The organism is Gemmata algarum, from assembly GCF_034097035.1.
GTDB lineage: Bacteria > Planctomycetota > Planctomycetia > Gemmatales > Gemmataceae > Gemmata > Gemmata algarum.
This window is the reverse complement of the sequence record NZ_JAXBLV010000200.1, coordinates 72610-97672: the sequence shown is the minus strand read 5'-3', so window position 1 is coordinate 97672 and position 25063 is coordinate 72610. Positions and strand designations below refer to the sequence as shown.

Here is a 25063-nt window from a genome sequence, read left to right as displayed (position 1 = left end):
CCGAAATAAACGTTACGGTTCATGCGACCGTTTAATCCGGTACGGCGTACGCGCTTTCCGGTGAGAACGGTCTTTTAAGAATAACCGGTCCCCGGTATCGTCTTTTAATGTAGCGCGACCCCCTCCGCGCTGAGTGATTTTCGGTCCGGCGTCCAGAACGCGGGAGCTCCTCCGCCATGTGTCGTTCATCCGTCCGTGCCCGGCTGGCCGCGCTTGTTGCGGCCGTCCCGCTGGCCCTGTTCGCGCAAACGCGAGCGGTGGGGCAGGAACCGGCCCTTGAAGTGTTCTACAACCGGCTCGAGCCGAAGGAGCAGTTCAAGTACAAGTACAAGCAGGACGGCAAGTTCAAGGAAAGCGTTTGCTCCGCCGGGGTGTTCCGGTGGGAAGTGCCCCGCACCGAGTACGGAACCAACGGCCTCGACCGTAACTTCACCGGTTACTGCGCCGAAGTCCTGGTTCCGATCGTGGCGGAGAAGACCTACCAGTTCCGGGCGAACAACCTGTTCGAAACCAAGAACTTTAACCTCAGCGGGGTCGCGCAGGACAAGGTCGGCGACGCCACCAACCGCCGCGCCCGCCTCGTTCAGGAGCTGTTCGGTCGCCACTTCCGCGACCCGGTCCTGAAGTCGGTCGACCCGACCGACGCCGTGGCGTTCCAGATCGCCCTCTGGGAGATCATTCAGGAACCCGAACCGGCCCAAGGGGAACTGAAGCTCGACCTGTTCGACGGCGACTTCCAGGCCAACTACCCGAAGGCCGAGGCGCCGGCTTACGTGACCCGCGCTCAGGAGTACCTCGGTACCTTGACCGGTAAGGATGACGCCCTGCTGATCGAGAACCCGGACCTTCGCGGCCGCGAACTCATCCGGTTGCAAGGCCTTCCGCAAGCGGACGGCAGCGCGACGCAGTCGCAGTTCGCGCTGCGGTACACGGGCGGCGGTGCGGCCGGCACCGGGGCGATGGCCCGGGCGCTGACCGCCGGTGGCGGCGGGCTGGCGGGTGGTGCCGGTGCGCCGCTCGGCGGCGGCGCTGGCGGCGGCCTGGGTGGTGGTACCGGTGGCGGTGGCGGGTTCTTCAGCAACCCCAATAACGGCACGACCACGACCACTACCACCCCGCCGGGGGGCGGTACGACCACCACCACGACCCCGCCGACCACCACGACCACGACTCCGCCGGTGGGCGGCCCGGACACCCCGACGACGCCGACGACTCCGACCAACCCGAACAACCCGGATACGCCGACGACGCCCACTAACCCGGTCCCGGCGCCGGCGGGCTTGCTGCTCGGGGCGATCGCCCTCGGCACCGTTGGCACATGGCGGTTCGGTGCCCGGATGCTCGGCTCCAAGTGACCTCAACCGGATCATGCGAACGGTCGGCGTGGAAACATGCCGACCGTTGCTTCGTTTACTTCCCCTTTTTCTCTCCAGCGAGGCGCAGCGGCGTGGACGTCATCGAATACCGCGGGTGGAAGAACAACCTGCTGCTCACCAACGGTGCGGTCCAACTGGTTGTGACCCTGGACGTGGGGCCGCGCGTGATCGCGTACCGGCTCCCCGGCGGCTTCAACGTGATGAAGAACTACGACTCCATGATGGGGGGCACCGGCGAGGCGGAATGGCAGATCCGCGGCGGGCACCGGTTCTGGCTCGCGCCCGAGGACCTCACCCGCACGTACTTCGCGGACAACCGCCCGGTCAAGTGGGAGGCGATCGGTACCCACGGCGCCCGGTTCACCCCGCCGCCCGAGACCGAGTACGGCGTTCAAAAGGTGATGGAACTGCGCCTCGCCCCGAGCGGCACCGCAGTCGAAGTGACTCTCCGGGTGACGAACATCGGGACCGCGCCGACCGAGCTTGCGCCCTGGGGGCCGACGGTGATGGCCCCCGGGGGGGTGGAAATCCTCCCGCTGCCGCCGAAAAAGAACCACCCGGGGCACCCGAGCAACGCCAAGTCGCCCGCGGACTACGGCCCGAACCAGGAGCTGATCCTGTGGCCGTACTTCGACTTCGCGGACACCCGCTGGACGTTCGGGAAGAAGTACGCGCTGCTCCGCCAGGACGTGAACAAGGGGCCGACCAAGATCGGCCTGGCGCACCGTGAGGGGTGGGTCGGGTACCTGAATTCGGGCACGCTATTCGTCAAGCGGTTCGACTACCGCGAGGGAGCGGTGTACCCCGACCGGGGCACGCGGTACCAAACGTTCTCCAACGAAGACATGCTCGAAATGGAGACGGTCGGGGAACTGGTAACCCTCGCCCCCGGGGCGTCCGCGGAACTCAAGGAAAGCTGGGAGCTGCACGGCAACGTCCCGCCGGTGCAAACCGAAGCGGACGTGGACCGTGTGATTCTGCCGCTGATCGCTAAGTAAGCGTGTCAGGGCCGTTTCACCCGCACACAATGCGAAGGGGTGCAACGGCCCTGAACCAAGTCGGTTTTCAGGCTCCGCGCTCCAGGTCGGTCAGATTCCAGTACCGCCGCCACGCGCTGTACAGACGGCCCCCTTCTTGCGTCCGGAAGATCGACTCTCCGTCAACGAAGTCGGTGGCGGGAAACCCGTTCCACTTGGCCCGGAACTCGACGAGCGTTTGGCAGCTTTGCTGAGTCTGCATGCGCCAGGCTTGCGGGTCGTTGAAGTCTTTTGTCCGCCCCTGATCGTTCGGCCGCTCGAGGTCCGCGAGCACCCCGAGCGGGTGGAGCGGCCACAGGGCGTCCCCCTCGACGCACGCCAGAGCGAGGCGATCGTCGGTGGGCGGTGGAGCCGGGTTGCGGAGCTTCCAGGCGTCGTGCGTGCTGATGATCTGGACGCACCGGTCGATTTCTTCGGCGGTCAGCAGCGGCCCGTCATCGGTACGCGGGTCTTTTAGCCGGATCAGTAGCGCGCGGGCGTTGACGGCGCCGAACCGCATGTGCTCGTACCGTTGCGCTTCCTTTCTGGTTTCCAGCAGGTCTTTCGCTTCGGGTGATCTCGCTTCGCGCACCTCTTGCTCCGAGATGCGCGGGATGAAGTGTGAGTCGTGGGTGAAGGTGAACGCGACGGCGACGCGCTTCTCGGAGAGCGTGAGTCGCTCCGCTTCGGCGATTCGCAGGACGTTAGCGAGTACGACCCACTCGTGCTCCTGGCGGTTGTCCCGTGGCCCCCGCGACCCGATGAAACGGTCCCAGGCCGCGTGCGACACGGCACGGGCGACGGCGCGCAGGTCGTCGCGCTCTGAGATTGTTACGACGGCACCGAGGGCCTGTTCGAGCATGGCGCCGAACGGCTCGGGCGGGGCGGAGCGGGGCGGCGTCGGGTTCATGCAGGTCGGCTCAGCGGTCGGGATTACGGGGCCGGGCGCGGGGCGGCTTCTTCACTCGGTATAGACTTGAGTCCGGCCGTGTTGACCGCGATCACGCGGTACACGTGCTTCTTACCCGCCTCGGCCTTGGTGTCCGTGAACTTCATCGGGACCAGCGGCTGGGTGGGGGTGTCACTGTACTGCAAGTTCTGAAAGACCGGCCGCCCGAACGGGTTCTTCCCCTGCTCGGGAACGGTCGCAATCACTTTTCCGTCGCGCTCGATGACGAAAGCCGCCAACCCGCTCTCCAGATCGGCTTCGCCGTCCCAGGTGATCTCGTTGCCGTTACGCCGCACGTTGGTCGGTGCGGGTGGGGGTGTCGTGTCGTTAACTGCGGAGTCTTTAACGTACTGAGCCCACGCCCTGGCGATCGACTCGTTCGGGAGCCACGCGGCCTTGAGCGTGTCGCCGGTAAACTTCGCGGCCGGGGTCGCCTTGCTACCGGTCGGAGGTGCGAGCCAGGCGCCTTCGGTTGGCATCGCGGTGAGCGCTTTCCCGGCCTGTTTCGGCAAACGGGCGCTCAGACATGCGTCGAGCCACGGGATCGCGAGGTAACGCTGGTTGCCGCAATCGTGGCTTGATAGTGGATCGACGGCCACGCCGATCAGCCCGCCTTTGCCGCGCACCTCGTTGAAGAAGGTTTCGTTGGCCGGCCAAACGCTCGCGAACCGCGGGTCCTTCACGGTCACCCCTTCCTTCGTGCCGAGGTTGCACAGAAGGGGGACTTTCAGCGCCGCGTCGGGAAGCGTGTGGGCCTTAATCCCCGTGCGGGTCGGGTCGGGTTTCAGAAGTGGCACGCCCGAGCGGAGCCACGCCGCCGCCACACGTTCCGGATGTAGCATCACCATGCCACCGGCCCAGTGCCCGCCGCCGCTGTGCCCCCACAGCGCCCACGGCACTTCTGACAGTTCCGGATGTCCGGATTTTACACCGAGGTCGGTCAGGCATTTCCGGAACGTCGCGTCCGAGCCGTTGCGCGGGTCGCACCACAACTGACAGTCGGCCTTCTCCGGCTGCTCGTAGGCCGGCGACAGGAGTGCGCAGTCGTGCTTCCGCGCAAGTGCCTGCCAGTGCAGGTCGAACGCGCCCGTCAGGCCCGACTTGCACGACCCTTCGCCGCACCCGTGCTGGTGAACGATCACCCCGCGGAGCGCCTTCACCCCTTTTGGAACCCAGATCGTGTAGTTGACGGGGTAGGGCAACTCGCCCATCGTGGCCGAAGCCTCGTAGCGCACGCGATAGTACGGCGGATCGGCTGGCGGGAACACACCGTAAGGCGGCTTCTGGGCGGAGAGTTCGGCCGGGAGCGCGAGTAGCAGAACGGGAACCGCCCAAATGGAATGGGCTCTTGATGAGATCACGGGCGCGCCGGGGTGCGAGGGGAGGGATTGGACGAGAGACATGCTAACTGCCCCGGCGGCGGGCAGCCATCAGAACTTGTGTGAGGCGATAAAAACACTGTGAGCCGGGCGGAAATAATTCCGGCCCGGCTCACACTGCCTCAAGATTCTAACGCGTTCTGCCGACTGAGTGACCCTATCGGGATTCGAACCCGAGTTTGAGCCTTGAGAGGGCTCCGTCCTAGGCCTCTAGACGATAGGGCCGACTTCAGAGGTTTTGTAAGCGCCGCGACCGGGTTTGTCAAGTGTGCGGTCCGTCCCGTGGCGATGTCCGCGCCGGTTCGTTCCCGTTCGCCGTATCGTCTGGTACAGTAGTACAAAGGCGTTCAAATCGCGGTGTTCGGGGGCGGTCTATGGGCATCCAAGATCGGGACTATTACCGCGACAACCCGAGCTTTTTTGACCGGGTCGGCCAGCAGGGTGCGACCACCTGGTTGATCGCGGTCACGGTCGGCGTGTTTTTCGGGCAAATGTTTTCTACGATCGGTGGCGGGTTCGATACCGGACCGCTCATCCAGTACGGCTCGTGCCGGCCGAATAAGGTTCTGGAAGGGGAAGTCTGGCGCCTGGTCACGGCGGTGTTCCTCCACGGCGGCCTGCTGCACCTGTTCTTCAACATGGTGGTGCTGCACTGGGCCGGCGGGCGGTTCGAGGAGCGGCGGGGCGGGCGCGAATTGGTGCTGTTCTACCTGATCGGCGGCGTGTTCGCGAACATCGTCTTCGTTGCCACCCAGGTGACCGGCGTCGCGCCCGGGGGCGATAAGGTCGGCGCGATCGGCGCCAGCGGCGCGGTCGCGGCGGCAATGGTGGTGTTTGCGCTGTATTACCCGCACGCACAACTGCGGCTGTACTTCTTCATCCCCGTGCCCGCATGGCTTCTCGCGATCCTGTTCGTCGGGTTCAACGGCCTCATGGGGTTCGGGCACGCGAACGGTGGCGTGGCGTACTTCGCGCACCTCGGCGGGGCGGCGTTCGGGTTCCTTTATTACGAAACCGGGGTCGAGTTCGGCCGGCTATTCGCACGTGACCCGGCCGCCCGCGTGCGGCCCCGGCTGCGCGTGGTGAATGCCCCGCCGGAGGAGGACCGGCCCGAGCCGGTTGCAGCCGCCGTCGAAGCCCCGCGCGCCGCCAAACCCGCCGACGAACAGCTTGAGGCGAAGCTCGACGCGATTCTGGAGAAGGTGTCCCGGAACGGGCGGGGCAGCCTCACGGCCGAAGAGAACGAGATTTTGGTTCAGGCGAGCGAACTCTACAAGAAGCGCCGAAAGTAAGACTCGGGAGAATGGTATGCCCCTTTACGAATACAAGTGCCGTCAGTGCGAGCACAGTTTTGAGGCGCTGACTTCGTCCCGCACGGCGGTGGCAGTCACGTGCCCGAAGTGCGAAGGGAACGAGTTGGATCAGTTGATCGGATTGCCCGCTCTGGGGCGAGTATCCGAGGGCTCGCCGGCGACCAACTGCCGGGGCGACGGCCCGCCGTGCGGAGCCTCATGGTGTGGTCGGAAAAATGCTTAATTGAAACGGCAATCTCCTGAATGTTCCCCTGAAAACGCTTGCCTTTAGCCACCGCTGGCCTATAAAGACTTTGATTGAATAACTCTGTTGAGAATTCCCCATGTCCTGACGGAGTATTCAGTTCCGCCACGGCTGCCGTGCCACCCTCTCCGCTAAACTCGCTTCAGGGGAACTGACCGATGACCGACAAGAAGCAAGCCGAAGATTGCGCCGTGATGCTCCAGGCGCTTGCCGAGCCGAACCGCATTCGCATCATCGAGTGCCTTCGCACCGGCTCCAAGAACGTGACCCAACTGGCGAAGGAACTGGGCGTTGAGATCGTGAACGTGTCTCATCACCTGGGAGTGCTACGCACCGCCGGGTTGGTCGAAGACATCAAGGACGGCCGGTTCGTGATCTACTCGCTGCACCCCAAGGTGTTCCACAACGACAGCTCGAAGGCCACGTACCTGGACCTCGGCTGGTGCCGCGTCGAGATCCCGCACAACTAATGCTGACCGACGGCCGTTGAGCCCTTTGGACCACAAGTCCTTAGGTTGTAAAGTTCGTGGCGCCTTCGCGAAGTGGCCCGCGACTTTAAGATCTGTGGACTTGTGACCAAACGGCGAGCGGATTACTGAAGGCCGCCGTACAGTGCCGGCCGGTACACTTCGACCTTGAGCCGTTGCGGCAGCACCTCGATCGTGATCCCCTTCACGCCTTCCTCCGGCACACACACGAACTCACCGTCCGCGTGAACGCACAGCGGTGCCTCCCGTTGCACCTCGATACGGCTTGCACGGCCGAGTGCCAGTCGCGGGTGACCTTCCGGGAGCTTACCGCGCACCATTGCCGGCAAGTACCGGACGAGGTGCAGCCGGGTGAGCCCCTTCGCGTGCATGTAGTCGAACTGCCCGTCGGTGAGGCTGGCGTTCGGGCGCAGGGGGAAGTTGCCTTCCCGTTGCGCGTTCAGGATCGACAGCGCGAGCGTGGGGCCGGTGATCTCGTGGCCGTCGAACCGGACCGTCATCGGAGGTGTGGCGAAGTGCCGCACCATCGCTTTGAGGAAGGCCCAGGCGTACAGCGGCAGCCCCGCGAGCCACTTCGTTTTGCGGGATTCGATGGTCACCATGCCGTTGAACCCGATCCCGACCGAATCCACGAAGAACCGTTCCCGGCCCGGTGCGGTCACGCGGCCGACATCGATTTCGAGCACGTCCAGGGGCGGGTTTTGCTCGCGGATCTTCCACCACACGTCCAGGCCGAGGGTGAACGCGAAGTCGTTGGCGGACCCGATCGGCCAGGTGCCGAACACCACGTCGCGGCGCCCGCTCTGGAGGACGCCGTTCGCGACCTCGTGAACGGTGCCGTCCCCGCCGGCGGCCACGACCTTCGCGAACCCGTCGTCACACGCGCGTCGGGCCAGTTCGACCGCATGGCCCTCCGTTGTTGTGGGGCGCAGTTCGACCCCGCTCGCGAGTGACGGCGGGAGGGCGTTCAAAAGCCGTTCCGCCCTTCCGCGACCGGCCGCCGGGTTGTAAATCACACAGGTGGCGTGCATTCCGGCCTCGCGGGTTCGGCGATGGTCACGTTTCGCTCGATGCTCGAAGAAGACATACCCGCGGCGCTCACGCTGTGGCAAGGGTTGCCCGGAATCGGGCTACGCGACGCCGACAGCCCGGCCGCGCTCGCGCGGTATTTGCGGCGCAACCCGGGGTGCAGTTTCGTTGCGCTCGGTGCGTCGGGCGAACTGGTGGGCGTCAGCCTCGCGGGGCACGACGGGCGCCGCGGGTACTTGCACCATGTCGCGGTCGCCGAGGCGTTTCGCGGGCGCGGGATCGGCCGCGCCCTTTTCGACCGGTGCGCCGGCGCCCTCCGGGCTGAGGGCGTCGAGAAAATCAACCTGTGGGTGAAGGCCGACAACGCGGCCGGGCTCGCGTTCTGGAAGCGGGTCGGCGGGAGCGAACGCACGGAACTGGTGACTGTCTCTATCGTGTTGGGAGACAACCCGAACGCATGAGTTGGACGCGATGAACGGCCTTTTGGTGATCGACAAGCCCGGCGGGATGACCTCGCGCGACGCGGTCAACCGGGTGCAGCGGTGGTTCCCCAAGAAAACGAAGATCGGGCACACGGGCACGCTCGACCCGCTCGCCACGGGCGTGCTGGTGGTGTGCGTCGGGGCTGCGACCCGGCTGGCCGATTACGTCCAGGCGATGGGAAAGACCTACGCCTCACGGTTCCGGCTCGGCGCGACCAGCACCAGTGACGACGCCGACGGTACCGTGACCGACACGCCCGGCGCTATCCCGCCGACCGGCGAGGCGGTGGAGGCCGCGCTCCGACGCTTTGTGGGGGTGATCGAGCAGTTGCCGCCCGCGGTGTCGGCGTTGAAGGTGGACGGGCGGCGCGCGCACGACCTCGTTCGCCAGGGAAAAGAGGTGACGCTGGCGCCGCGGCCGGTCCGCATCGACGCCGTCCGGTTAACGGGTTACGACTGGCCGTTCGCCGATGTGGTAGTGGATTGCGGGAAGGGGACGTACATCCGCTCGATCGCGCGCGACCTCGGGGCGGCTCTGGGGTGCGGTGGAATGGTGCAAACGCTGCGGCGCACGCGCGTCGGGTGCTACCTAGCGGAAGACGCCGTTACACTCGACCTCGATCCCGGCGACGTCGGCAAGCACCTCATGCCGATGTCGTCGGCGCTCTCGACGCTCCCGGCCGTCCGCATCTCCGCGGAAGTGGTGAACCGGTTCCGTCAGGGACAGACGGTTGCGACCGCCGGCGGGGAAACCTTCTCCCCTGATGCCGAAGTTGTCGTGACCGCCGGATTCGAGGCTACCGTAATTGGGATCGGTGCCGTCCTGCTCAACGGGTTCGTCAAGCCGACCCTGGTGCTACCGTCCTGATTCGCGGTCTGGCTAGTTGTGTCGGTTTCGTGAGGCACAGACATTCCTGTCTGTGCAGCGCGATAAGGCTGCACAGACAGGAATGTCTGTGCCACGAAGACAAAACCAAAACGGACACAACCAGACGGGTACGTGTAGAATACCGAATCGGATTGAAGAGTAACGGTACTCTGTAGCCGGCCTCTGTGAGGCCGGTGCGACATCGGTCGTATCGCACCGGCCTCACAGAGGCCGGCTACAGAGTACCGTTACTCTTCAATCGGATTCGGTATGAGAACGCCCTTGCGGGTGGCGGTCGGCAAGCCGATAGCCGATAATGGCGCGGTCGGCGGTGCCGACGTCCCACCCCACGCGGAGACTCACCCGAATGCGCCTCCTGTCCAAACTTCTCCCGGCAGCTTCACTGGCGGTCCTCGCACTGGCGCTGGGCGGGCCGTCCCGCGGCGCGGCCCCCGCGGACACCAAACCGGTTCGCGCCCTGCTGGTCGTCGGCGGGTGCTGCCACGACTACAAGAAGCAACAAGAGCTGCTCACAAAAGGCATTTCGGCACGAGCGAACGTGCAGTGGACGGTCGCCTACGACCCCGACACGACCACGAAGCACCTGAACCCCATCTACCAGAAGGACGACTGGGCGAAGGGCTTCGATGTGGTGGTTCACGACGAGTGCTGCGCCGATGTCAAGGACCCCAAAATCGTCGAGCGCATTCTGAAGCCGCACAAGGAAGGGTTGCCGGGGGTGGTGCTGCACTGCGCGATGCACAGCTACCGCACCGAGGGGTTCCCGAAATCGACCCCGTGGTTCGACTTCACCGGCCTCGTCACCACCGGCCACGGGCCGCAAATGCCGATCGATATTCGCTACATCGACCAGGAGAGCCCGATCACGAAAGGGCTCAGCGACTGGAAAACCATTAACGAAGAGCTTTACAACAACGTAACGGGTAAGCTGCTCGCGACCGCCCAACCGCTCGCGAAAGGTAAGCAGGCCCTCAAGAGCAGGGACGGCAAGGAGCGCGTGGACGAGGCCGTGGTCACGTGGACCAACACCTACAACGGCAAGACCAAAGTGTTCGCGACCACGCTCGGGCACAACAACGACACCGTCGCCGACGCGAAGTATCTCGATCTGGTCGCGCGGGGGCTGCTGTGGTCGGTCGGGAAGCTGGACGACGCGCACCTGAAGCCGGCCGCGAAGGTGCTGCTCAGCGACTCCGATAAGTGACACCGGTTCGGGATGTCCCGTTCCAGGTTCCCACTCAAGAGCAGAACCGGCGGCCGTAGTTGCGCTGCGCGTTCACGAGCCGCGACCGCCGGAGAGCGGGTGACGTACCTCACTCGCTGGCGATCGCGGCATCATAAACAATACAACAACATCACATACACAAACACATTCAACGCACGGGCTCGCGGCCCTCAAGTTCCCCGAGCGGGATGCGGGCGATGATGGTGGTGCCGCTGCCCGGCGCGGAATCGATTTCCAGCTCGCCGCCGAGCAGGTCCACCCGCTCCCGCATCCCGATCAGCCCCAAGCCGCCCCGGCGCCCGGGGATGGCGGCCCGGGGCACGCTCTCCGGGTCGAACCCGTACCCGTCGTCCTCGATCACCGCGACGGCCTCGTCGCCGCGGCGCCCGACCACCACCGCCACCCGCCGGGCGCCGGCGTACCGGGCCGCGTTCGTCAGCGCCTCCTGCACCACCCGATACAGGGCCGTCTCGATCTCCCGCGGGAGCCGGTCACCCGCGGGGCCGACCGCCTGAAAGTCCACCGGCACCTTCGCCCGCGCGGACCACTCGGCGGCCAGCTCCCGGGCCGCCGCCGCGAGCCCCAAGTCGTCGAGCGCCGTCGGCCGCAGCCGCACGGCCACGTCGTGCAGCTCGCGGCTCAACTCGTCGGCCAGCCGGCGGACCTGTTCGAGCTGGCCGGCGGCGGCGGCGAGCGCCAGGCCGGTCAGCGTCTGACCGACGGTGTCGTGCAGGTCGCGGGCGAGCCGCTGGCGCTCCTCTTCCTGGGCGGTCCCGAGCCGCCGCGCGAACTCGGTGCGGCGCAGCATCTCGGACGCCCGCGACTCGAGCGCCGCGGCCAGCTCCTGGGTCCGCGCGGCCACCTTCTCTTCCAGCAGGTCGCGGCTCTGGCGCAGCTCGTCCTCCATCCGCTTGCGCTCGGACAGGTCGCGCAGCACCTTGACGAACCCCCGCCCGCCCGCGAGCGGGGTCAGCGCGCCGGACGCGAAGAACCGCTCCGCGCCCTTGCGCAGGTGCCACCGCTCGTCGGCCACACTCCCGGTCCGCAGGGCCACCGCGACCTCGGCGCCGGGCACCCCGGCCGCGCGGTCCTCGGGGGTGAACAGTTCGTCCACGGGCCGCCCCACGATCTCCGCCGCCGTGTACCCGAACACCGCCTCCGCGCCGGGGCTCCAGTCGCTCACCGTGAGGTCCGGGGCGAGCGTAAAGATGGCGTGATCGGTGGCGCTGGCGAGGATCAGTTGGAGCCGCTCGGCCCCGGTCCGGGCGGCCTCCTCGGCGTGGACCCGGTCGGTGATGTCGTAAGACACGGCGAGCGCGGCCACGACCTTTCCGCTGTCCTCGCGGAGCGGCACACCGTGCGTGATGAAGTGGCGCCTGTGCGCGGCGCGTTCGACCCGGAACGGCTCGCCGGCTAGTGCGGCGCGGTAATGCGGCTCGTAGACGGCGGCCAGTTCCGGGCCGAACGCTTCCGCCAGCGTCTTCCCCTCGAAGTCGGCAACCGAGAACCCGAGCAACCGAAACGCCTCGCCCTCGGCGAGGAGGCACCGGAGGTCGGGGCCGATGATGACGGCGGCCCCGTTGGGCAGGTTGGCGGCGATGGCCCGGTACCGCGCCGCGCGGGTCCGGAGCGCGGCCTCGGTGCCCTTGAGATCGGTCACGTCCACGCACACGCCGGCCAAAGCCTGCGCACCGCCCGCACTGCCTTCCGTGCGAAGCCAGCGGACCGAACCGTCGGTTAATGGCACGCGGAAATCGACCCGGAGTGGCGTCGCGCCGCGAACCGCGGTCCCGACCGCCGCGCGCACGGCCCCCCGGTCGTCGGGGTGAATGTGGGCAAAGAACTCTTCGAGCGCTCCCGCCGTCTCGGCCGCGGCCAGTCCCAGCAGTCGGTTCAGGCTCGCGTCCCGCGTGTGCATCCCGGCGCGCGGGTCGATCGTCCAGTGACCGACACCGGCGGCCCCTCTCGGTCGCGCGGTGCGGGCCGCGGCCGATTGGCCGGACGCACCGCCGGTTCCGTCGGTCGTATGCGGGATCAAGTCGGACATGCGTTAAGGCTCGCGCAGTGCCGCAACGGGCGAGCCGGCACCGGACCATTCTATCCGTTCGCGGTGCGTCGCGGCACCAGAGCCACCCTCACTACAAATATTGTGCCTCGAATGCCGCCCGGACACGAGGGCCGTTGGTGCTTCGCCTTCTGTTCCCGGCGCGTCTCGCGCTGGCCGGACAAAGGTTTGCATGCCCCCACAGGCCGTTACTCCCCACGTTCCGCCGTGCCGCCCGGAGCTACTGCGGCCCGGCCGCCGGCGCGGCCGCGAGGCTGGCCGACAGCGCTTGTAACTCCACCAGGAGCTGGACCGGCGCGAACGGCTTGTGCAAAAACCGGTCCTCTTCGCGCGGCATGGTGTTCTGGGGCAGCTCCTCGCGCGGGTAGCCGGAAATGAACAGCACCCGAATGTCCGGGCACCGGAGGCGGACCTGTTCCGCCAGTTGCGGCCCGCTCAGTTCGGGCATGACGATGTCGGTGATCAGAACGGCAAACGGTTCGGTGGCGTGCCGGATCAGATCGAGGGCCGCGCCGGGCGACTCGGCCTCCACAACAAAGACCCCCGCGTGCCGGAGGATCGCCGCGGTCGTCGCGCGGACCGACGGGTCGTCGTCAACCAGGAGCACCGGCCCGACCGCGGGCGCCGGCCGGGGCCGGGCCGGTACCGCGCGCGCCGTTCCGGTTCCCGCACTTCGGTCCCCGGGCAGGTCGATCGAAAACGTGGTCCCCTGACCCACCGCCGACTCGAGCGCGATCGTGCCGCCGAGGCCGTTAACGATCCCGTAGACGGTCGCCAGACCCAGGCCCGTCCCCTTCCCCACAGGCTTCGTGGTGAAGAACGGCTCGAACACCCGGGCCTTCGTCGCCTCGTCCATGCCGCACCCGTTGTCGGACACGACCAGCCGCGCCACCGGGCGCCCGTCCACCATCACGGCTCGGGTGCGCAGGCCCAGTTCGCCGGACCGGTCCATCGCGTCCCGGGCGTTCGTCGCCAGGTTCAGCACGAGCTGCGTCAGAACCCCCCGGTCCGCCCGCACCAGGGGCAGGCCCGGGGCGTAATCGGTCACGACGCGGACGCCGTCCCCGACCGCCGGGCGGACCAGCTTCTCGATCTCTTGCAGCACCTCGTTGAGGTCCATCGGCTCCAGCGCGATCGGCTTGCGCCGCGAGAACGTGAGCAGTTGGCCGGTCAGGTCGGCCCCGCGCTCGCCGGCCTGAAGGATGGTGCGTAGCAACTCGTCGGCCGCAGTCCCCGCGGGCACCAGGTCGCGCACCAGTTGGCCGGAGCCGAGGATGACGGTGAGCAGGTTGTTGAAGTCGTGGGCGATCCCGCCGACGAGCCGGCCGAGCGCCTCGAGCCGACGGGACTCGTGGAGCGAGCGGCTCAGCTCGGCTTCGCGCTCGTAGCGGGCGCGGATCTCGGCGGCCTGGCGCCGGACCTGGCGCCGCAGCGTGAGGATCCACGCGCCGACGAGCAGCCCGGCCACACCGACCCCGACGAGCAGCCGGGACACGCGACGGGCCGTCCACCAGCTCTCCGGCGGCGGCGGCTGCGGGCGGCTCCGCACAGCAACGTCCCCGGGCTCGTTGACCCGGATGCACAGTACGTCGCCGTCTTGTGGCGCGGCGGCCGGAAAGGCGACGCCCGTAACGGTGACCTGCGTTCCGGGTTCGAGGGCGGCCAGTTCGGCCCCGCCCGGCCCGGTGTAAGCGACGACGAACTGCCGCCCCGTGTCGGTACAGGTCACGAGCCGCTCGCCCTCGCGCTCGGCGGAGGCGCGCACCTCGCCTTCGACCCGCACCAGCCGGCCCCACTGCGCCTCGCGGAGGATCTGCTCCGCACTGGTGCGGAGCAGTTTGGGGGCCGGCAGGGGCGAATCCAACACGGTAACAAACGCATTATCGAGCCGGATCGCATTAGACCGGGGTGAGCTGTAGCCCCGCGCGAGAACCGCCGTTCCGACGCGCAGGTCCGTCGGCTCGCTCGGGTAAACGAGCGCCGCGCCCGTGCCGTCTTGCACGGCGATCTCTTGAACCTTGTTCTTCTCCAGCGCGTGGGTCACGACCCCGCGGATCGCGACCGGGCGCGCGAACGGCGCCGGCCCGGTCACGAAGCCGCGGTGAACGTTCACGATCGGTATCGGCGCCGTCGAGCCGTTCGATTCCGGAAGCGGTTCGATGTCGTCGAGCGATGCGACCAGGAACCGCCCGACCGCCGACGCCGTTCCGGTGTTCGGGTCGTGGCGCGGGGAGTTGCAGACGCCGCGGAACCGAACGACCGAACCGACGAGCGCCTCGGCCCGGCTCAAGTTCAGCCCGGCGGCGGGCACGTTGATCACGGCCGTCCCCTTGGCGGTCGCGACCGAAAAGAGCACGCGGACGCCGTTGTACTGGTACCGCTGCACGTACACCCGCCCCTCAACGTACCGGGCGTCGAGCCACCGGTTGTCGTCGGGATCGAGGTTGTGCAGCTCCGGCGCGGGGAACTCGGCCGAGCCGATTTTGCGCACTCCGGTCGCCACAACCGCCGGTGCAAAGGTCCCCGGGGCGGTGAACCCGGTCAGGATCACCCGGTCCCCCGGCGCGAGCCCGAGCGCCAGCGGGGACTCTTCCACGTACACGCCCGCCGTAACGTCCTGAACGAAGAAGTCGCGAAGGTGCCGGTTTACGAACGTAACAGCAACCGTCAGCTCGACCGGCCGTCGTTCCGCGGCGTCCTCTTTGCTCAGCGCGCGCACATCGGCCACCTGCGTGAGCGGGGCCGGCTCCGGCGGCTCGAGTCCGATCAGCAGGAGCAGCGCGAGGGGCATCTTGACGGCTCCACTGGAATTGATGCCTACGAGCGCGCGTTCCGGTCGAAGCGATACAAAAACAAATAGCTCAGGATCGGAATCTGCGCCGCGGCCGGAGACGTGGAAACACCGCGAGGCAGAAACCGATCTTCTCGCCGGGCGTCAATTGAGGGCACTAACGCGGCTACGATTCGTCCGAGCGGTGAAGCGCAACGGTTCCACCCGCAAGACGATGAACGGCTGCGTGTCTCCTGCGCCCACAACAGTCGCGGCCCGCCCTCGTCACCGCACCGTAACGAATCCTGCTCCGGTGCGTGAAGCGTGCACTGGGGTCAGGATTCGGAGCGAGTCTCCCCGTTCCGCTTGTTCGGTCACAAGGTGCCTTCCGTGCCACGGGGTCCGACCGACCAGCCGACCGCTAGCGGCGAACTGGCAATTCGCTGCCAATTCCTTGATTGGCCGCCACCAACGAATCACACCCACAAGCCCGGGATAACCGCCACCAAGATTGGCGGCATCTGGCCCCAGCGGCGTTCACGTGCGGTATCGCAATATATTACCGAAAAACGCCTTACACCCATAATCACCAAAACACATTTCCGATCCTACCAGTGTCAACCCGCGTCCGTCTTCCCCGGCGCGACGCTCCCACTCAGAAAGCCGCGCAAAGGAACGGCAACCGGCGAATACCAAATATACCAGATGCTCCGCCGAACAGTACGACGTTAACCGTTCAGCGTTGATGGGTCCCGCGGCGGTTGCGAGCGAGCGCAGAAATGCGCGCCCCCGAGACCGTACCGCCGCGCTGGCGGCGCGGCACCGCGGATACCAGAATAGCCCGTGCGACCCGTTCGATCACCGGCCCGGCGGAACGAATGCCAACCCTCTCCGACCTCGCGAACGTTCTCATCAAGTGCCGGGTGGTGTCCCGCGCGCGGTGGGACAAAGCCGCGCGCACAACGGGCGGTGTTACCGCCGCTCTGCTGGACGAGTTGACCGCACACCCGCCCGAGTGGTGGAGCGAGGACGAAGGCCCGGAACCGCCGCCGGGGCTCACCGACTACCAGCGAGCGGTCATCGAGGCCTGGCTCGACGGGGACGAAGCGCCGCTGGCGCCGCAACTCGCGGTGAACCAGTTCCTCCTGCTGGAGCAACTCGGCGCGGGCGGACAGGGGCAGGTGTTCCGCGGGCGGCAACTGAACCCGGCGCGGTTCGTCGCCATCAAGACCCTCACCCGCGAGACCGACACCAGCCGGGCGCGGTTCGAGCAAGAGGCCCGGGCGATGATGCGGGTCCAGCACCCCACCATCGCCCGGTTCCACCTTTACGAGCGGGTCCGCGACGAGCACAACCGCCCAACCAACGAGTACCTGATCGCGATGGAATTCGTGGACGGCTCGGACCTCAACCGCCTCGTGCGGTGGTCGGGGCCGATCCCGTGGCCGTTCGTGGTGAAGTGGGCGATCGACCTGCTCGGCGGGCTGGCGGCGATCCACCAGAGCGGGTTCGTTCACCGCGACGTGAAACCCGCGAACGTGATCGCGCTCGGCCCGCCGCCGGAAGCCGGCACCCGGCCGGGCGACACCGCCGCGAAGTTGCTCGACTTCGGCGCCGTTAGCACCACCGCACAGCCGCAAAACGAGGGCGCGAAGCGCATGTTCGTGGGCACCCGCGAGTACGCCCCGCCGGAGCAGTGGCGCGAGCGGGTGGTGCCGGAGTCGGACCTGTACGCGCTCGGCGGAACCCTGTTCTTCCTGCTCACCGGCCGCGCCCCGTACATCATTGAAGGGCGGGACGCCATCGAGTTCATGAAAGCGCACACCCGCGCGCCCGTGCCCTCCGCACGCGAACACAACCCGGATGTCCCTCAAGCCCTGGACGCGCTGATTCAGACGCTCATGGCGAAGCGCCCCGCCGACCGCGGCACCGCCGCGGAGTTGAGCGAGGCGTTCGCGCAGCTCCTCCCGTCCGAAGCGGCTGCCGCCCCGCCGGCGCGGAAACCGAAAAAGCCCGCACCGCTCGCGCCCCGTCAAACCGGCGCCCGCACCGTGCGGATCTCAGAACCGGAAGAGCGCGGGGCACTCGATCGCGTGTGCGGGCCGGTGCTGTCGGTTTTCGAGCGCCTGTTCCTGCCCGCCCTCATGCGGCCGACGCCGGGGCACGAACCCTCGATCCCGGAACGGGTTGCGGTCCTTCTCACGCGGCCGGCCGTCTTGCTCGTGCTGCTGGTGCTTCTCGGCGGGTGCATTTTTCTGGCCGTGCGTTGAAGTTCCGTCCCGGCGCGAGGTATTTGAGATATACTGTTGCGGGTCGGTTCACTTCCGCCACCGCACCCGCAACGCTCCTTCGTTCGCCCGACCGGACCGACGGTATGGACCTTCACCTGCAAAACGTGCTCACCGGCGACACCGTCAAGGCTCACCGCGAGCGCACGCTGATCGGTTCCGCCGAACACGCGACCGTCGTGACCGAAACGGGTCCGTACCTCGGCGCGCTCGTCGCCTGTTACCCGACCGGCTGGGCGCTGTACGCCCTGTCCGACCAGGACGTGACCTACAACCGCCGCCCGCTCCACGCGGGCCAGTGCGTGATCCCCCAAAAGGGCGACCTGCTCGGCATCGGTGACGACCGGTTCACGATCCTGATCCCGTCAACCGACGCACGGCGCGCGGAAGCGGACGACATCGCCCCCGCGTGTTTTGCGTACGTCACCAACCCGGACGGGATGGAGGAGTGCCGGGCGGTCGATCACAACCTGCTGTTCGGGCGGCTCGCGTACTGCCACGTCCAGCTCGCGGACACGCGCTTGTCACGTTTGGGCGCGTTGCTCGCCCCTCGTGACGGGTGCTGGTACGTTCACAACCTCTCGAAGAAGGCGATCGGCCGGAACCGCAAAGCCGTGTTCACCTTCGCCCGCGTCGCGGACGGCGACGAGTTGCTCGTCGGCCCGCTGGTGGTGCGGCTTGAAATCAAGCCGAGTACGGCGGAGCAGGCCGCCCTCGCGCCCGCGCCGACCGGTTCGCGGGAGCGGGTCCCGCTCAGTTCCTCGATCGCCACCGACACGCCAGAAGCAACCGACACGCCCACCCCGCGCGACCCGGACGCCGGTCCGGATCTCCTCGCCCTCCACGCCGCCGGACAGGAATTGGAAGCGTGGCTGAAGCGCCAACCCCCACCCTCCGAGCCCCCGAAAAGCGGGCTGGGGAGCTGGCTTGGCGCGCAGCGTGACCGGCTGCGCCGGTTCTGGCTCGACACGCCCGAAACAACGATGGCGCGGAGCCTGCGCACCTCCGGCCGGCTTGCCGAGGCGTTCGGCGTCCTCGACCGCGCCGTCCGTAACCGATCCGACAGCCCCGAGTTGCTCCGCGAGCTGTACCGGCTGTACGAATCGGTCGGGATGATCGACCTGTGCTACCGCCCGCTGCGTCACATCGAGAAGTTGGCCCAGGCACGCAGCACGCAAGACCCGTGGGTGCTGGAAACGCTGGCGCAGGTGTGCGAGAAGCTCGGCCGGGACCGGCCGGAGATGTTCGACCGCGCGGTCGCGTACTGGGACCGGCTCGAAGCGGCGACGGGAACGAGTTGCCGGCGGCAGAAGTCCGACCTGATGGCCCGCCGCGCCCTGCGCGACGGCGGCTACGCCAGCGCCGCCGACGATTGATGTCGCGTCTGGCGTTCGGGACGTTCCGCCGCGTCCGGCGCCAAACGCGCCCCGGCGCGCGTCTCCGGGCTACAGTTCGGCCCACACACCGCTACACCTAACTTCATCTCCTCAAACTCCTACCTCACACCGCACATTACGAGCACCGCTATGCGCCCGATGATCGACGCCCACCTCGACCTCGCGCTCAACGCGCTCAACTACAACCGCAACCTGCAACTCACCGTCGCCGAGTTGCGGGCGGTGGAACAGACCTTTACGGACGTGGCCGGCCGCGGGCGCGGCACCGTGACCTTCCCGGAGCTCAAGCGGTGCAAGGTGCCCGTGTGTGTGGCCACGCTGCTGGCCCGCAGCGGCCCGGACGCCGCCCAGCGCTGGGGGTTCAAGCGCGGCGACATCGACTACGCCACGCAGCAAATCGCCTACGCCCACTGCTTCGGCTCGCTGGGATACTATCGGCTGCTCGAAGCCCAGGGGCACCTGAAGTTCATCCACACCCGCGGCCAACTGGCCGCCCACTGGGCCGCGTGGGAGGCCGCACCCGACGCCACCCCGCTCGGGATCATCCTGAGCATGGAAGGGGCGGATCCGATCGTCACCCCGGACCAGGTGGCGCACTGGTTCGGGTTGGGGCTGCGCGCGGTCGGACCGGCCCACTACGGGCGCGGCCAGTACGCCTTCGGCACCGCCGTGGACGGCCCGATGACACCGGCCGGAGTGCAGCTCCTGAAGGAGTTCATGAAGGTGGGGATGATCCTGGACGTGACGCACCTGTCCGACCAGTCGTTCTGGACCGCGATGGACGTGTACGACGGGCCGATGCTCGCGAGCCACCACAACTTGCGGTCGCTGGTGCCCGGCGACCGGCAGTTGACCGACGAGCAGGTGAAGGAACTCATCAAGCGCGGTGCGGTGATCGGGTCGGCCTTTGATGCGTGGATGATGGTCCCCGGATGGGAGCGCGGGAAGACCCATCCCGAGGTGGTGGGGCTGGAGGCGATCGTGGACCACATGGACCGGATCTGCCAGTTCGCGGGCAACGCGCGCCACGTCGCACTGGGGACCGACCTCGACGGCGGGTTCGGCACCGAGCAAACCCCGCGCGACCTGGACACCATCACCGACGTCCACAAGCTCGAAGAGATCTTGTCGCGCCGCGGGTACAGCGCGGCGGACATCGACGGCATCTTTTACGCCAACTGGCTGCGGTTCTTCGGCGGGGCGCTGCCGGCTTGACGCCCGCGCCCCGCGGGGCCGCTCACGGCCGGTTCATCAGCATTCCGGCAACGGCGGCATTGATGAGCGTTGCCAGGAACCCGATGAACAGCGCTTTCATGCCGAGTTTCGCGAGGTCCGCGCGGCGCCCGGGAGCGATCGCACCAATGCCGCCGAGTTGGATGCCGACGGAGGCGAAGTTTGCGAACCCCGTTAGCGCGTAGACGGCCAGCATCCGCGATCGCTCCGTCAGCGGGTTGTGTGCCGTCCAATCTTTGAGGGTCAGGTACGCGACGTGCTCGTTCGCGGCCAGCTTGATCCCCAGGAGGCTGCCGACACGCTGACACTCGGCCGGCTCGACACCCAGCAGAAACGCGACCGGCGCGAACAGCCAACCCAAGATCTTTTCCAGCTTGAGGCCGTCCGGCCACCAGGCCAGATCGGCGGCCGTGAAGCCGACCCCCGTCTGGTCCCGGAGCTGCTCGCCGCACCACCCCACCGCGGGCTTAATCTCGGCCAACACGATGTCGAACAGTGCAATAAACGCGATGAACGCGATCAGCATCGCGGCCACGTTGAGGGCTAACCATAACCCGTCTTTGACCCCGGCCGCCGCCGCATCGATCACGTTCACATACGGCGTCTCGACCGCAACGCGGGCCGTTCCTAACGTCTCGGGTTTGCCGGCCTCGGGGCAGACGAGTTTGGTCAAGTAAAGGCTACACGGACAAGCCATTACGCAGGTGCAGAGGATCGCAACGGGGTCCGCGCCGTAGCTGATGTACACCGCCATCATTCCGCCCGAAATGTGCGCCATCCCGCTACCCATCAGCGCGAGCAGTTCCGATTTCGTCATCCGCGGCACGTAGGGCTTCACAATCAGGGGGGCTTCGGTCTGCCCCATAAACACGTTCGCCGACACCGACAGCGTTTCGGCACCGCTGGTACCCATCAGGTACATCATCACACGGGCCATCAGCTTCACGAAGAACTGAAGAACCCCGAGGTGGTACAGCACACTGAAGAACGACGACACGAAAATGATCGGCGGCAGCGCCTTGAACGCGAACACGAACCCGGCCTTACCACCCGGATCGCTGAGGGTGCCGAACACGAAGTCGGCGCCCTTGTCCGAAGAGGTAATGAGGGCCTTGATACCAGCACCGACAGCCTCGAAGAGCCATCGCACCCATCGAAAGTTGAAGTAATCGCTCTCCAGCGGGTCCGGGTGGATGATGACGACCGCCAACGCGAACTGAAGCCCGATGCCCCACAAGAGCGTCGTGCGGCTCACCGATTGGAGGCTGCTGGATAGCGCCGCGGCGAGGCCCAAGAAGCACACAATTCCACACCCGGCCTGGAACCGGGACCCGAACGAGCCGTGCAGCAAGTACGCAACGAATCCGATTGCCGCTACGGCCCCCAGAATGCCGAACCGCCAGGAAAGAGGCGTCGGCGGTAGTGCCCGTTCCGGTGGGGCAGCAGGGTTTGTGCCGTTCGGATCGGCAGGGCTCGCGGCGGTAGGCGCGGGCGCAATCATGCGGGTCCCCTGACGCGGAAACGGCGGCCCGGGTGGGCCGCCTTCGTGTTCGACTGGCGCGTTGGTCGCGGAACTTGCGGGAGAGGCGTTCCTGTCTGTGCCACAGATACGACGAGCGGAACGAACGGGCCACGCCGGCACGCAGAAAAGGAGGGGAAGCCGAACGCCCCCACGCCGCCTCGTCACGCACTACTTGGCGAACAGTTCCTTGATGAGCGCGTCGTCGTCCTTCGGGAGCGCCCACAGGTTCAGCGTGAACGCGACCTTGCGCTCGTCGCTGTGCCGCGGGAGCTTCAGCACCGCGAGCCACACGCCCTTCACAGGAACGAACCGCCACTCGCAACCGGCAGGCGCGCCGGGAACCTCGACCAGCACCGCACGGTCGCCGCTGGGCAGCACCAGCCGTGCGCCCGCGGCCGGCAGCTTCACCTCGTCGGCCTTCAAATCCAACAGAATTGGCTTGCCGGCGCCGTCGACCGCCCGCGGCTCCTTTCCGGCCTGTCCCGCCAGGAACCAGGCTTGGCGGCCCCCGGGCACCGTCGCCTCGAACGTGCGGGCGAGCCCCGTTGCGACCGCCCCCCTCAGCGGGGCCGGGGTCTCGGTCACCACCAGTTCCGGCCCCTTAAAGCTCTCGTCCAGGCGGTAGCGAAACGTCGGGCGCCCCTCCCGGTCGAGACTGTAGCCGTCGAACTTGACCGCCATTGGGCCGTCGTAGATGCGGGCCGGTTCGAGCGGCAGCGGCAGCCCGAACGCCGGGTTCGCGGCGCGCCCGAGGAAATCCGGTGGCGGGGCCGACTCGCCGGTCAGCCCCCAAGGGTGACCGGCCGGCGCGGTCCAGAACTTCTGACCGAGCAGCTTCGCGGGCGCCCCGCCGCGGTTGTTCCACACCGGCGAGGCGTCGAGGAAGTTGCCGTTCCACGCGTAGGCCGTGCGGCACTGGTCGGCGCTGAAGGCGACCGACACGTACCCCGGGTACCCCACCGCGATGGCCTTGCTACCGGCGTCCGGCATGAACGTGCGCAACACCTCCGGGCGGTCCTTGACCGCGATTACGAGGCCCTTGGGCGGCTCGAGCCCTTCGGGGAGCACCAAGTTCGGCCCCAGCGACAGGTACGCCCACATCGCCTCGGCCTGCTGCTTCGGGTCGCCGTTGAACGCGGTTGTGAGCGTCGATTTGCCGTCCACGAAGGCCTGGGGCATCCGCGTGCCCGGGGCCATCCGCAGGGGCTGGCTGAGCCAGCGCTCGTACCAGTCGTACCGCACACGCTGGTTGATGGTGGCCAAATCCGGGCCGCGCGTGCCGGTGTTGGCCACGCCGCCGATGTCGTGGCACGAGACGCACCCCAGCCCGCCCTTGCCAACGATCGTGCGGCCCGCGGCGATCTTCGCGCTCGTGCCCGGAACGACGTGAACGCGATCGTCGGGGGTGGTGCCCTCGAGGGCGGCCAGCGCTTCCGGCAGGAACCCGACGTTGACCTCGCCGTACTGCGGCATCCGGAGCTGCATCCACGGCCGGGCGCGGCCGCTCTGCGTGAGCACCGACTTGAGCCAGCTCGTGCGGGCCTTGTGCCCCACGCCGGTGAGCAGCGGGGGCCGCACGTCGTCCGCGTTCTCGGCCTTCTCGAGCTGCCGCATCTGGTCCGCGAGTTCGGTCGGGATGCCGCCCTCGCCGTCGCGCTGGTGGCAGTTGAGGCAGTTGAACCGCCGCAGGGCGGCGCGGGCGCGGTACGCCGGTGCCGCCGCGCCCGCCCCCGTCAGCCCCTTCTGTACGAACGCCACGAGGGCCGCGCGCTCCGCCGGGTCGAGGGCGTACACCGGCGCCTTCCCGGGAGCGGGGGCGGCGTCCAGGCACCCCTTCGCACCGGCCCGCTTCACCGCTTCGAGGCCCGGAAAGGTGGCGAGGGGAGTGACCGCCCGACCGCCCGGCTCGATGGCGTGACAGTTGGCACACCCCTTGGCGAGCACGAGCCGGGCGCCCAGCTCGGCCCACCGGGCTTCCGGCTTCAGCCCGTTCAATTTTTTCAGCTCGGCGTCGGTGACATTAGGAAGCACCTTCGCCGCCAGGTCCGCGGGCTCGGCCTTCGGCACCGGCACGGCATCGGGCGTCACCTCTTCGTCGGGCACGCGGCACAGGTAGCGGGCAATGTCGAGCGCCTCGGCGCCGCTCAGGTTGAGGTTCGGCATCCGCCCGTGCGGGTTCGTCTTGAGCGGGTTCTGGAGGTACGCGGCGAGCACCTCGGGCCGCGTCTTGCCGCCCAGCCCGCCGAGCGCGTACTTCGGCGTCGGACCGCTCAGCGTACCCAACCCGTAGGCGTAATCGACCGGCGCGAGCGGCTCCCGGTCGTCCTCTTCGTCTTTCTTCTTGCGGGGGAGCGGGTCCGAGTGGCAGGCGGCGCACCCGGTCACGCTGAAGAGCACCCGCCCGCGCTCCATGCTCTCACGCAATCCGTTCGGCACGACCGTGGGCAAGCGGTACACGTCGAGCGGCTGGCCCGCGAGCGAGACGAGGTACTGCGTGACCGCGTACCGCTCCGCGGCCCCGGTTTCGTCCGGGGCGAAGCTCTTCGGCATGGTGGTGTGGGAACGGATCTTCGTCGGGTCCGCGAGCCAAGCGTAGATCCAGCCCGGGTACGCGCGCCGGGCCACGTCGGTCAGGTTCGGGCCGGTGCGGTCGGCGAGCGTCTTGGCCATCGTGTCGCCCGCGGCGGGCGTGTGGCACTTGACGCAGCCGAGTTCCTCGAACTTGAACCGCCCGTGGTCGAGTTCGGTGTCGGCGGCGAACTCTTTGGGACGGTCTTTCGCAAGGTGCCCGAGGAACTGATACGCCAGCGGTTCGTCAACGAAGCCGGGGCCGCGCCAGAACAGTTCCACGCGCGCCGGCGCGGCGGGGTCCTCGCGCCGGAACACCACGTCCAGCGTGCTCACGCCGCCGTCGAGCGGGATCTCCCCCCGGGCCATTTTGCCGCCGACCTTCACGTCCAGCGTCCCACCAGTGACGACCGGCGAGAACGTGTACTTACCGGCCCGGGTGATGTTGATGTACCCGGTCCAGTTGATCGAACCGGTGCCCGCCAGCATCGGGTGGGGTTGCTCGCCGGCGCTGAGCGAAATGGCCACGGTCGGCTCGAGGCGGTGAACCGCCGGCCCCGCCCCGGGCGCCGCGTACCGCGTAACAAGGCCCGGCTTCAGGTCGGCCGGTTCGACGCCGCGGGCGACCGCGGGCGCGAGCGCGACCAGCGCGAAAACGAAGTGGTGGTGGCGCATAGCGTGGGGTTGCGGACACGGGTCGGAATGAGGTGTTAATTATCCGCACGCCGCGTGGCACCGCAAGAGGTAAACGAAGGGCAAACGCCCCTCCGCGCCTGAAGCGGCGTGAGCCGACGGGTTGCGGGTCCGGCACGGGCTCAGGAACGAACGCG

General features: G+C 67.7%; 18 protein-coding genes and 1 tRNA gene. 11 read left to right on the top strand and 8 right to left on the bottom strand.

The window, feature by feature from the left end; translation table 11 throughout:
- The first annotated feature begins 176 nt into the window (after positions 1–176).
- Positions 177–1355, top strand: a complete 1179-nt coding sequence (locus R5W23_RS21890) for a hypothetical protein (protein WP_320688114.1) — start codon at positions 177–179, stop codon at positions 1353–1355.
- Positions 1356–1447: 92 nt separating this feature from the next.
- The gene (locus R5W23_RS21885) at positions 1448–2374 is read left to right on the top strand and encodes a hypothetical protein (protein ID WP_320688113.1); all 927 of its coding nucleotides are present in this window, start codon (positions 1448–1450) and stop codon (positions 2372–2374) included.
- A gap of 67 nt (positions 2375–2441) precedes the next feature.
- Here R5W23_RS21885 and R5W23_RS21880 read toward each other — a convergent pair whose 3' ends face one another.
- The 3 genes from R5W23_RS21880 to R5W23_RS21870 form a co-directional block, all read right to left on the bottom strand.
- Positions 2442–3302, bottom strand: a complete 861-nt coding sequence (locus tag R5W23_RS21880; protein WP_320688112.1) for a hypothetical protein — start codon at positions 3300–3302, stop codon at positions 2442–2444.
- A 23-nt stretch (positions 3303–3325) separates the two neighbouring features.
- Positions 3326–4744 carry an alpha/beta hydrolase gene (locus R5W23_RS21875; protein WP_320688111.1) on the bottom strand — a complete coding sequence of 473 codons (1419 nt, stop codon included), beginning with the start codon at positions 4742–4744 and terminating at the stop codon, positions 3326–3328.
- A gap of 128 nt (positions 4745–4872) precedes the next feature.
- A tRNA-Glu gene (locus tag R5W23_RS21870) sits at positions 4873–4945 on the bottom strand.
- Positions 4946–5094: 149 nt separating this feature from the next.
- On the opposite strand from R5W23_RS21870, the gene R5W23_RS21865 reads away from it, so the two are divergent.
- The 3 genes from R5W23_RS21865 to R5W23_RS21860 all read left to right on the top strand — a co-directional run bounded on the left by R5W23_RS21865 (position 5095) and on the right by R5W23_RS21860 (position 6747).
- Entirely contained in the window at positions 5095–6012 is a 918-nt protein-coding gene (locus R5W23_RS21865; protein ID WP_261184132.1) for a rhomboid family intramembrane serine protease, read from the top strand.
- Positions 6013–6028: 16 nt separating this feature from the next.
- Positions 6029–6256 carry an FmdB family zinc ribbon protein gene (locus tag R5W23_RS32780; RefSeq protein ID WP_407936155.1) on the top strand — a complete coding sequence of 76 codons (228 nt, stop codon included), beginning with the start codon at positions 6029–6031 and terminating at the stop codon, positions 6254–6256.
- 179 nt (positions 6257–6435) lie between these two features.
- A complete protein-coding gene (locus R5W23_RS21860; RefSeq protein WP_010050297.1) occupies positions 6436–6747 on the top strand; it encodes an ArsR/SmtB family transcription factor in 312 nt (103 codons plus the stop codon).
- A gap of 122 nt (positions 6748–6869) precedes the next feature.
- On the opposite strand, the gene R5W23_RS21855 is transcribed toward R5W23_RS21860, so the two are convergent.
- On the bottom strand, positions 6870–7796 hold the full coding sequence (locus R5W23_RS21855; protein ID WP_320688110.1) for a diacylglycerol/lipid kinase family protein: 927 nt from the start codon (positions 7794–7796) through the stop codon (positions 6870–6872).
- 21 nt (positions 7797–7817) lie between these two features.
- On the opposite strand from R5W23_RS21855, the gene R5W23_RS21850 reads away from it, so the two are divergent.
- From R5W23_RS21850 to R5W23_RS21840, 3 genes are all read left to right on the top strand, one after another.
- On the top strand, positions 7818–8255 hold the full coding sequence (locus tag R5W23_RS21850; protein ID WP_261184130.1) for a GNAT family N-acetyltransferase: 438 nt from the start codon (positions 7818–7820) through the stop codon (positions 8253–8255).
- A gap of 10 nt (positions 8256–8265) precedes the next feature.
- Positions 8266–9144, top strand: coding sequence for a tRNA pseudouridine(55) synthase TruB (gene truB, locus R5W23_RS21845; RefSeq protein ID WP_320688109.1), 879 nt, complete (start codon positions 8266–8268; stop codon positions 9142–9144).
- A gap of 367 nt (positions 9145–9511) precedes the next feature.
- Positions 9512–10369 (top strand): ThuA domain-containing protein, encoded by an 858-nt coding sequence (locus tag R5W23_RS21840; RefSeq protein WP_320688108.1) that lies wholly within the window; start codon positions 9512–9514, stop codon positions 10367–10369.
- A gap of 169 nt (positions 10370–10538) precedes the next feature.
- Here R5W23_RS21840 and R5W23_RS21835 read toward each other — a convergent pair whose 3' ends face one another.
- Both R5W23_RS21835 and R5W23_RS21830 read right to left on the bottom strand, forming a co-directional pair.
- The gene (locus R5W23_RS21835; protein ID WP_320688107.1) at positions 10539–12437 is read right to left on the bottom strand and encodes a PAS domain-containing sensor histidine kinase; all 1899 of its coding nucleotides are present in this window, start codon (positions 12435–12437) and stop codon (positions 10539–10541) included.
- 238 nt (positions 12438–12675) lie between these two features.
- Entirely contained in the window at positions 12676–15246 is a 2571-nt protein-coding gene (locus R5W23_RS21830) for a hybrid sensor histidine kinase/response regulator (protein WP_320688106.1), read from the bottom strand.
- A gap of 857 nt (positions 15247–16103) precedes the next feature.
- Between R5W23_RS21830 and R5W23_RS21825 the strand changes: the two genes are divergently transcribed.
- The 3 genes from R5W23_RS21825 to R5W23_RS21815 all read left to right on the top strand — a co-directional run bounded on the left by R5W23_RS21825 (position 16104) and on the right by R5W23_RS21815 (position 20125).
- Complete coding sequence (locus tag R5W23_RS21825) at positions 16104–17495, top strand: serine/threonine-protein kinase (protein WP_320688105.1); 1392 nt, start codon at positions 16104–16106, stop codon at positions 17493–17495.
- A 104-nt stretch (positions 17496–17599) separates the two neighbouring features.
- Entirely contained in the window at positions 17600–18889 is a 1290-nt protein-coding gene (locus R5W23_RS21820; RefSeq protein ID WP_320688104.1) for a hypothetical protein, read from the top strand.
- 150 nt (positions 18890–19039) lie between these two features.
- Complete coding sequence (locus R5W23_RS21815; protein ID WP_320688103.1) at positions 19040–20125, top strand: dipeptidase; 1086 nt, start codon at positions 19040–19042, stop codon at positions 20123–20125.
- A 22-nt stretch (positions 20126–20147) separates the two neighbouring features.
- On the opposite strand, the gene R5W23_RS21810 is transcribed toward R5W23_RS21815, so the two are convergent.
- Both R5W23_RS21810 and R5W23_RS21805 read right to left on the bottom strand, forming a co-directional pair.
- On the bottom strand, positions 20148–21644 hold the full coding sequence (locus R5W23_RS21810; RefSeq protein WP_261184889.1) for a NupC/NupG family nucleoside CNT transporter: 1497 nt from the start codon (positions 21642–21644) through the stop codon (positions 20148–20150).
- A gap of 189 nt (positions 21645–21833) precedes the next feature.
- Entirely contained in the window at positions 21834–24908 is a 3075-nt protein-coding gene (locus R5W23_RS21805) for a c-type cytochrome (protein ID WP_320688102.1), read from the bottom strand.
- Positions 24909–25063 lie beyond the last annotated feature (155 nt).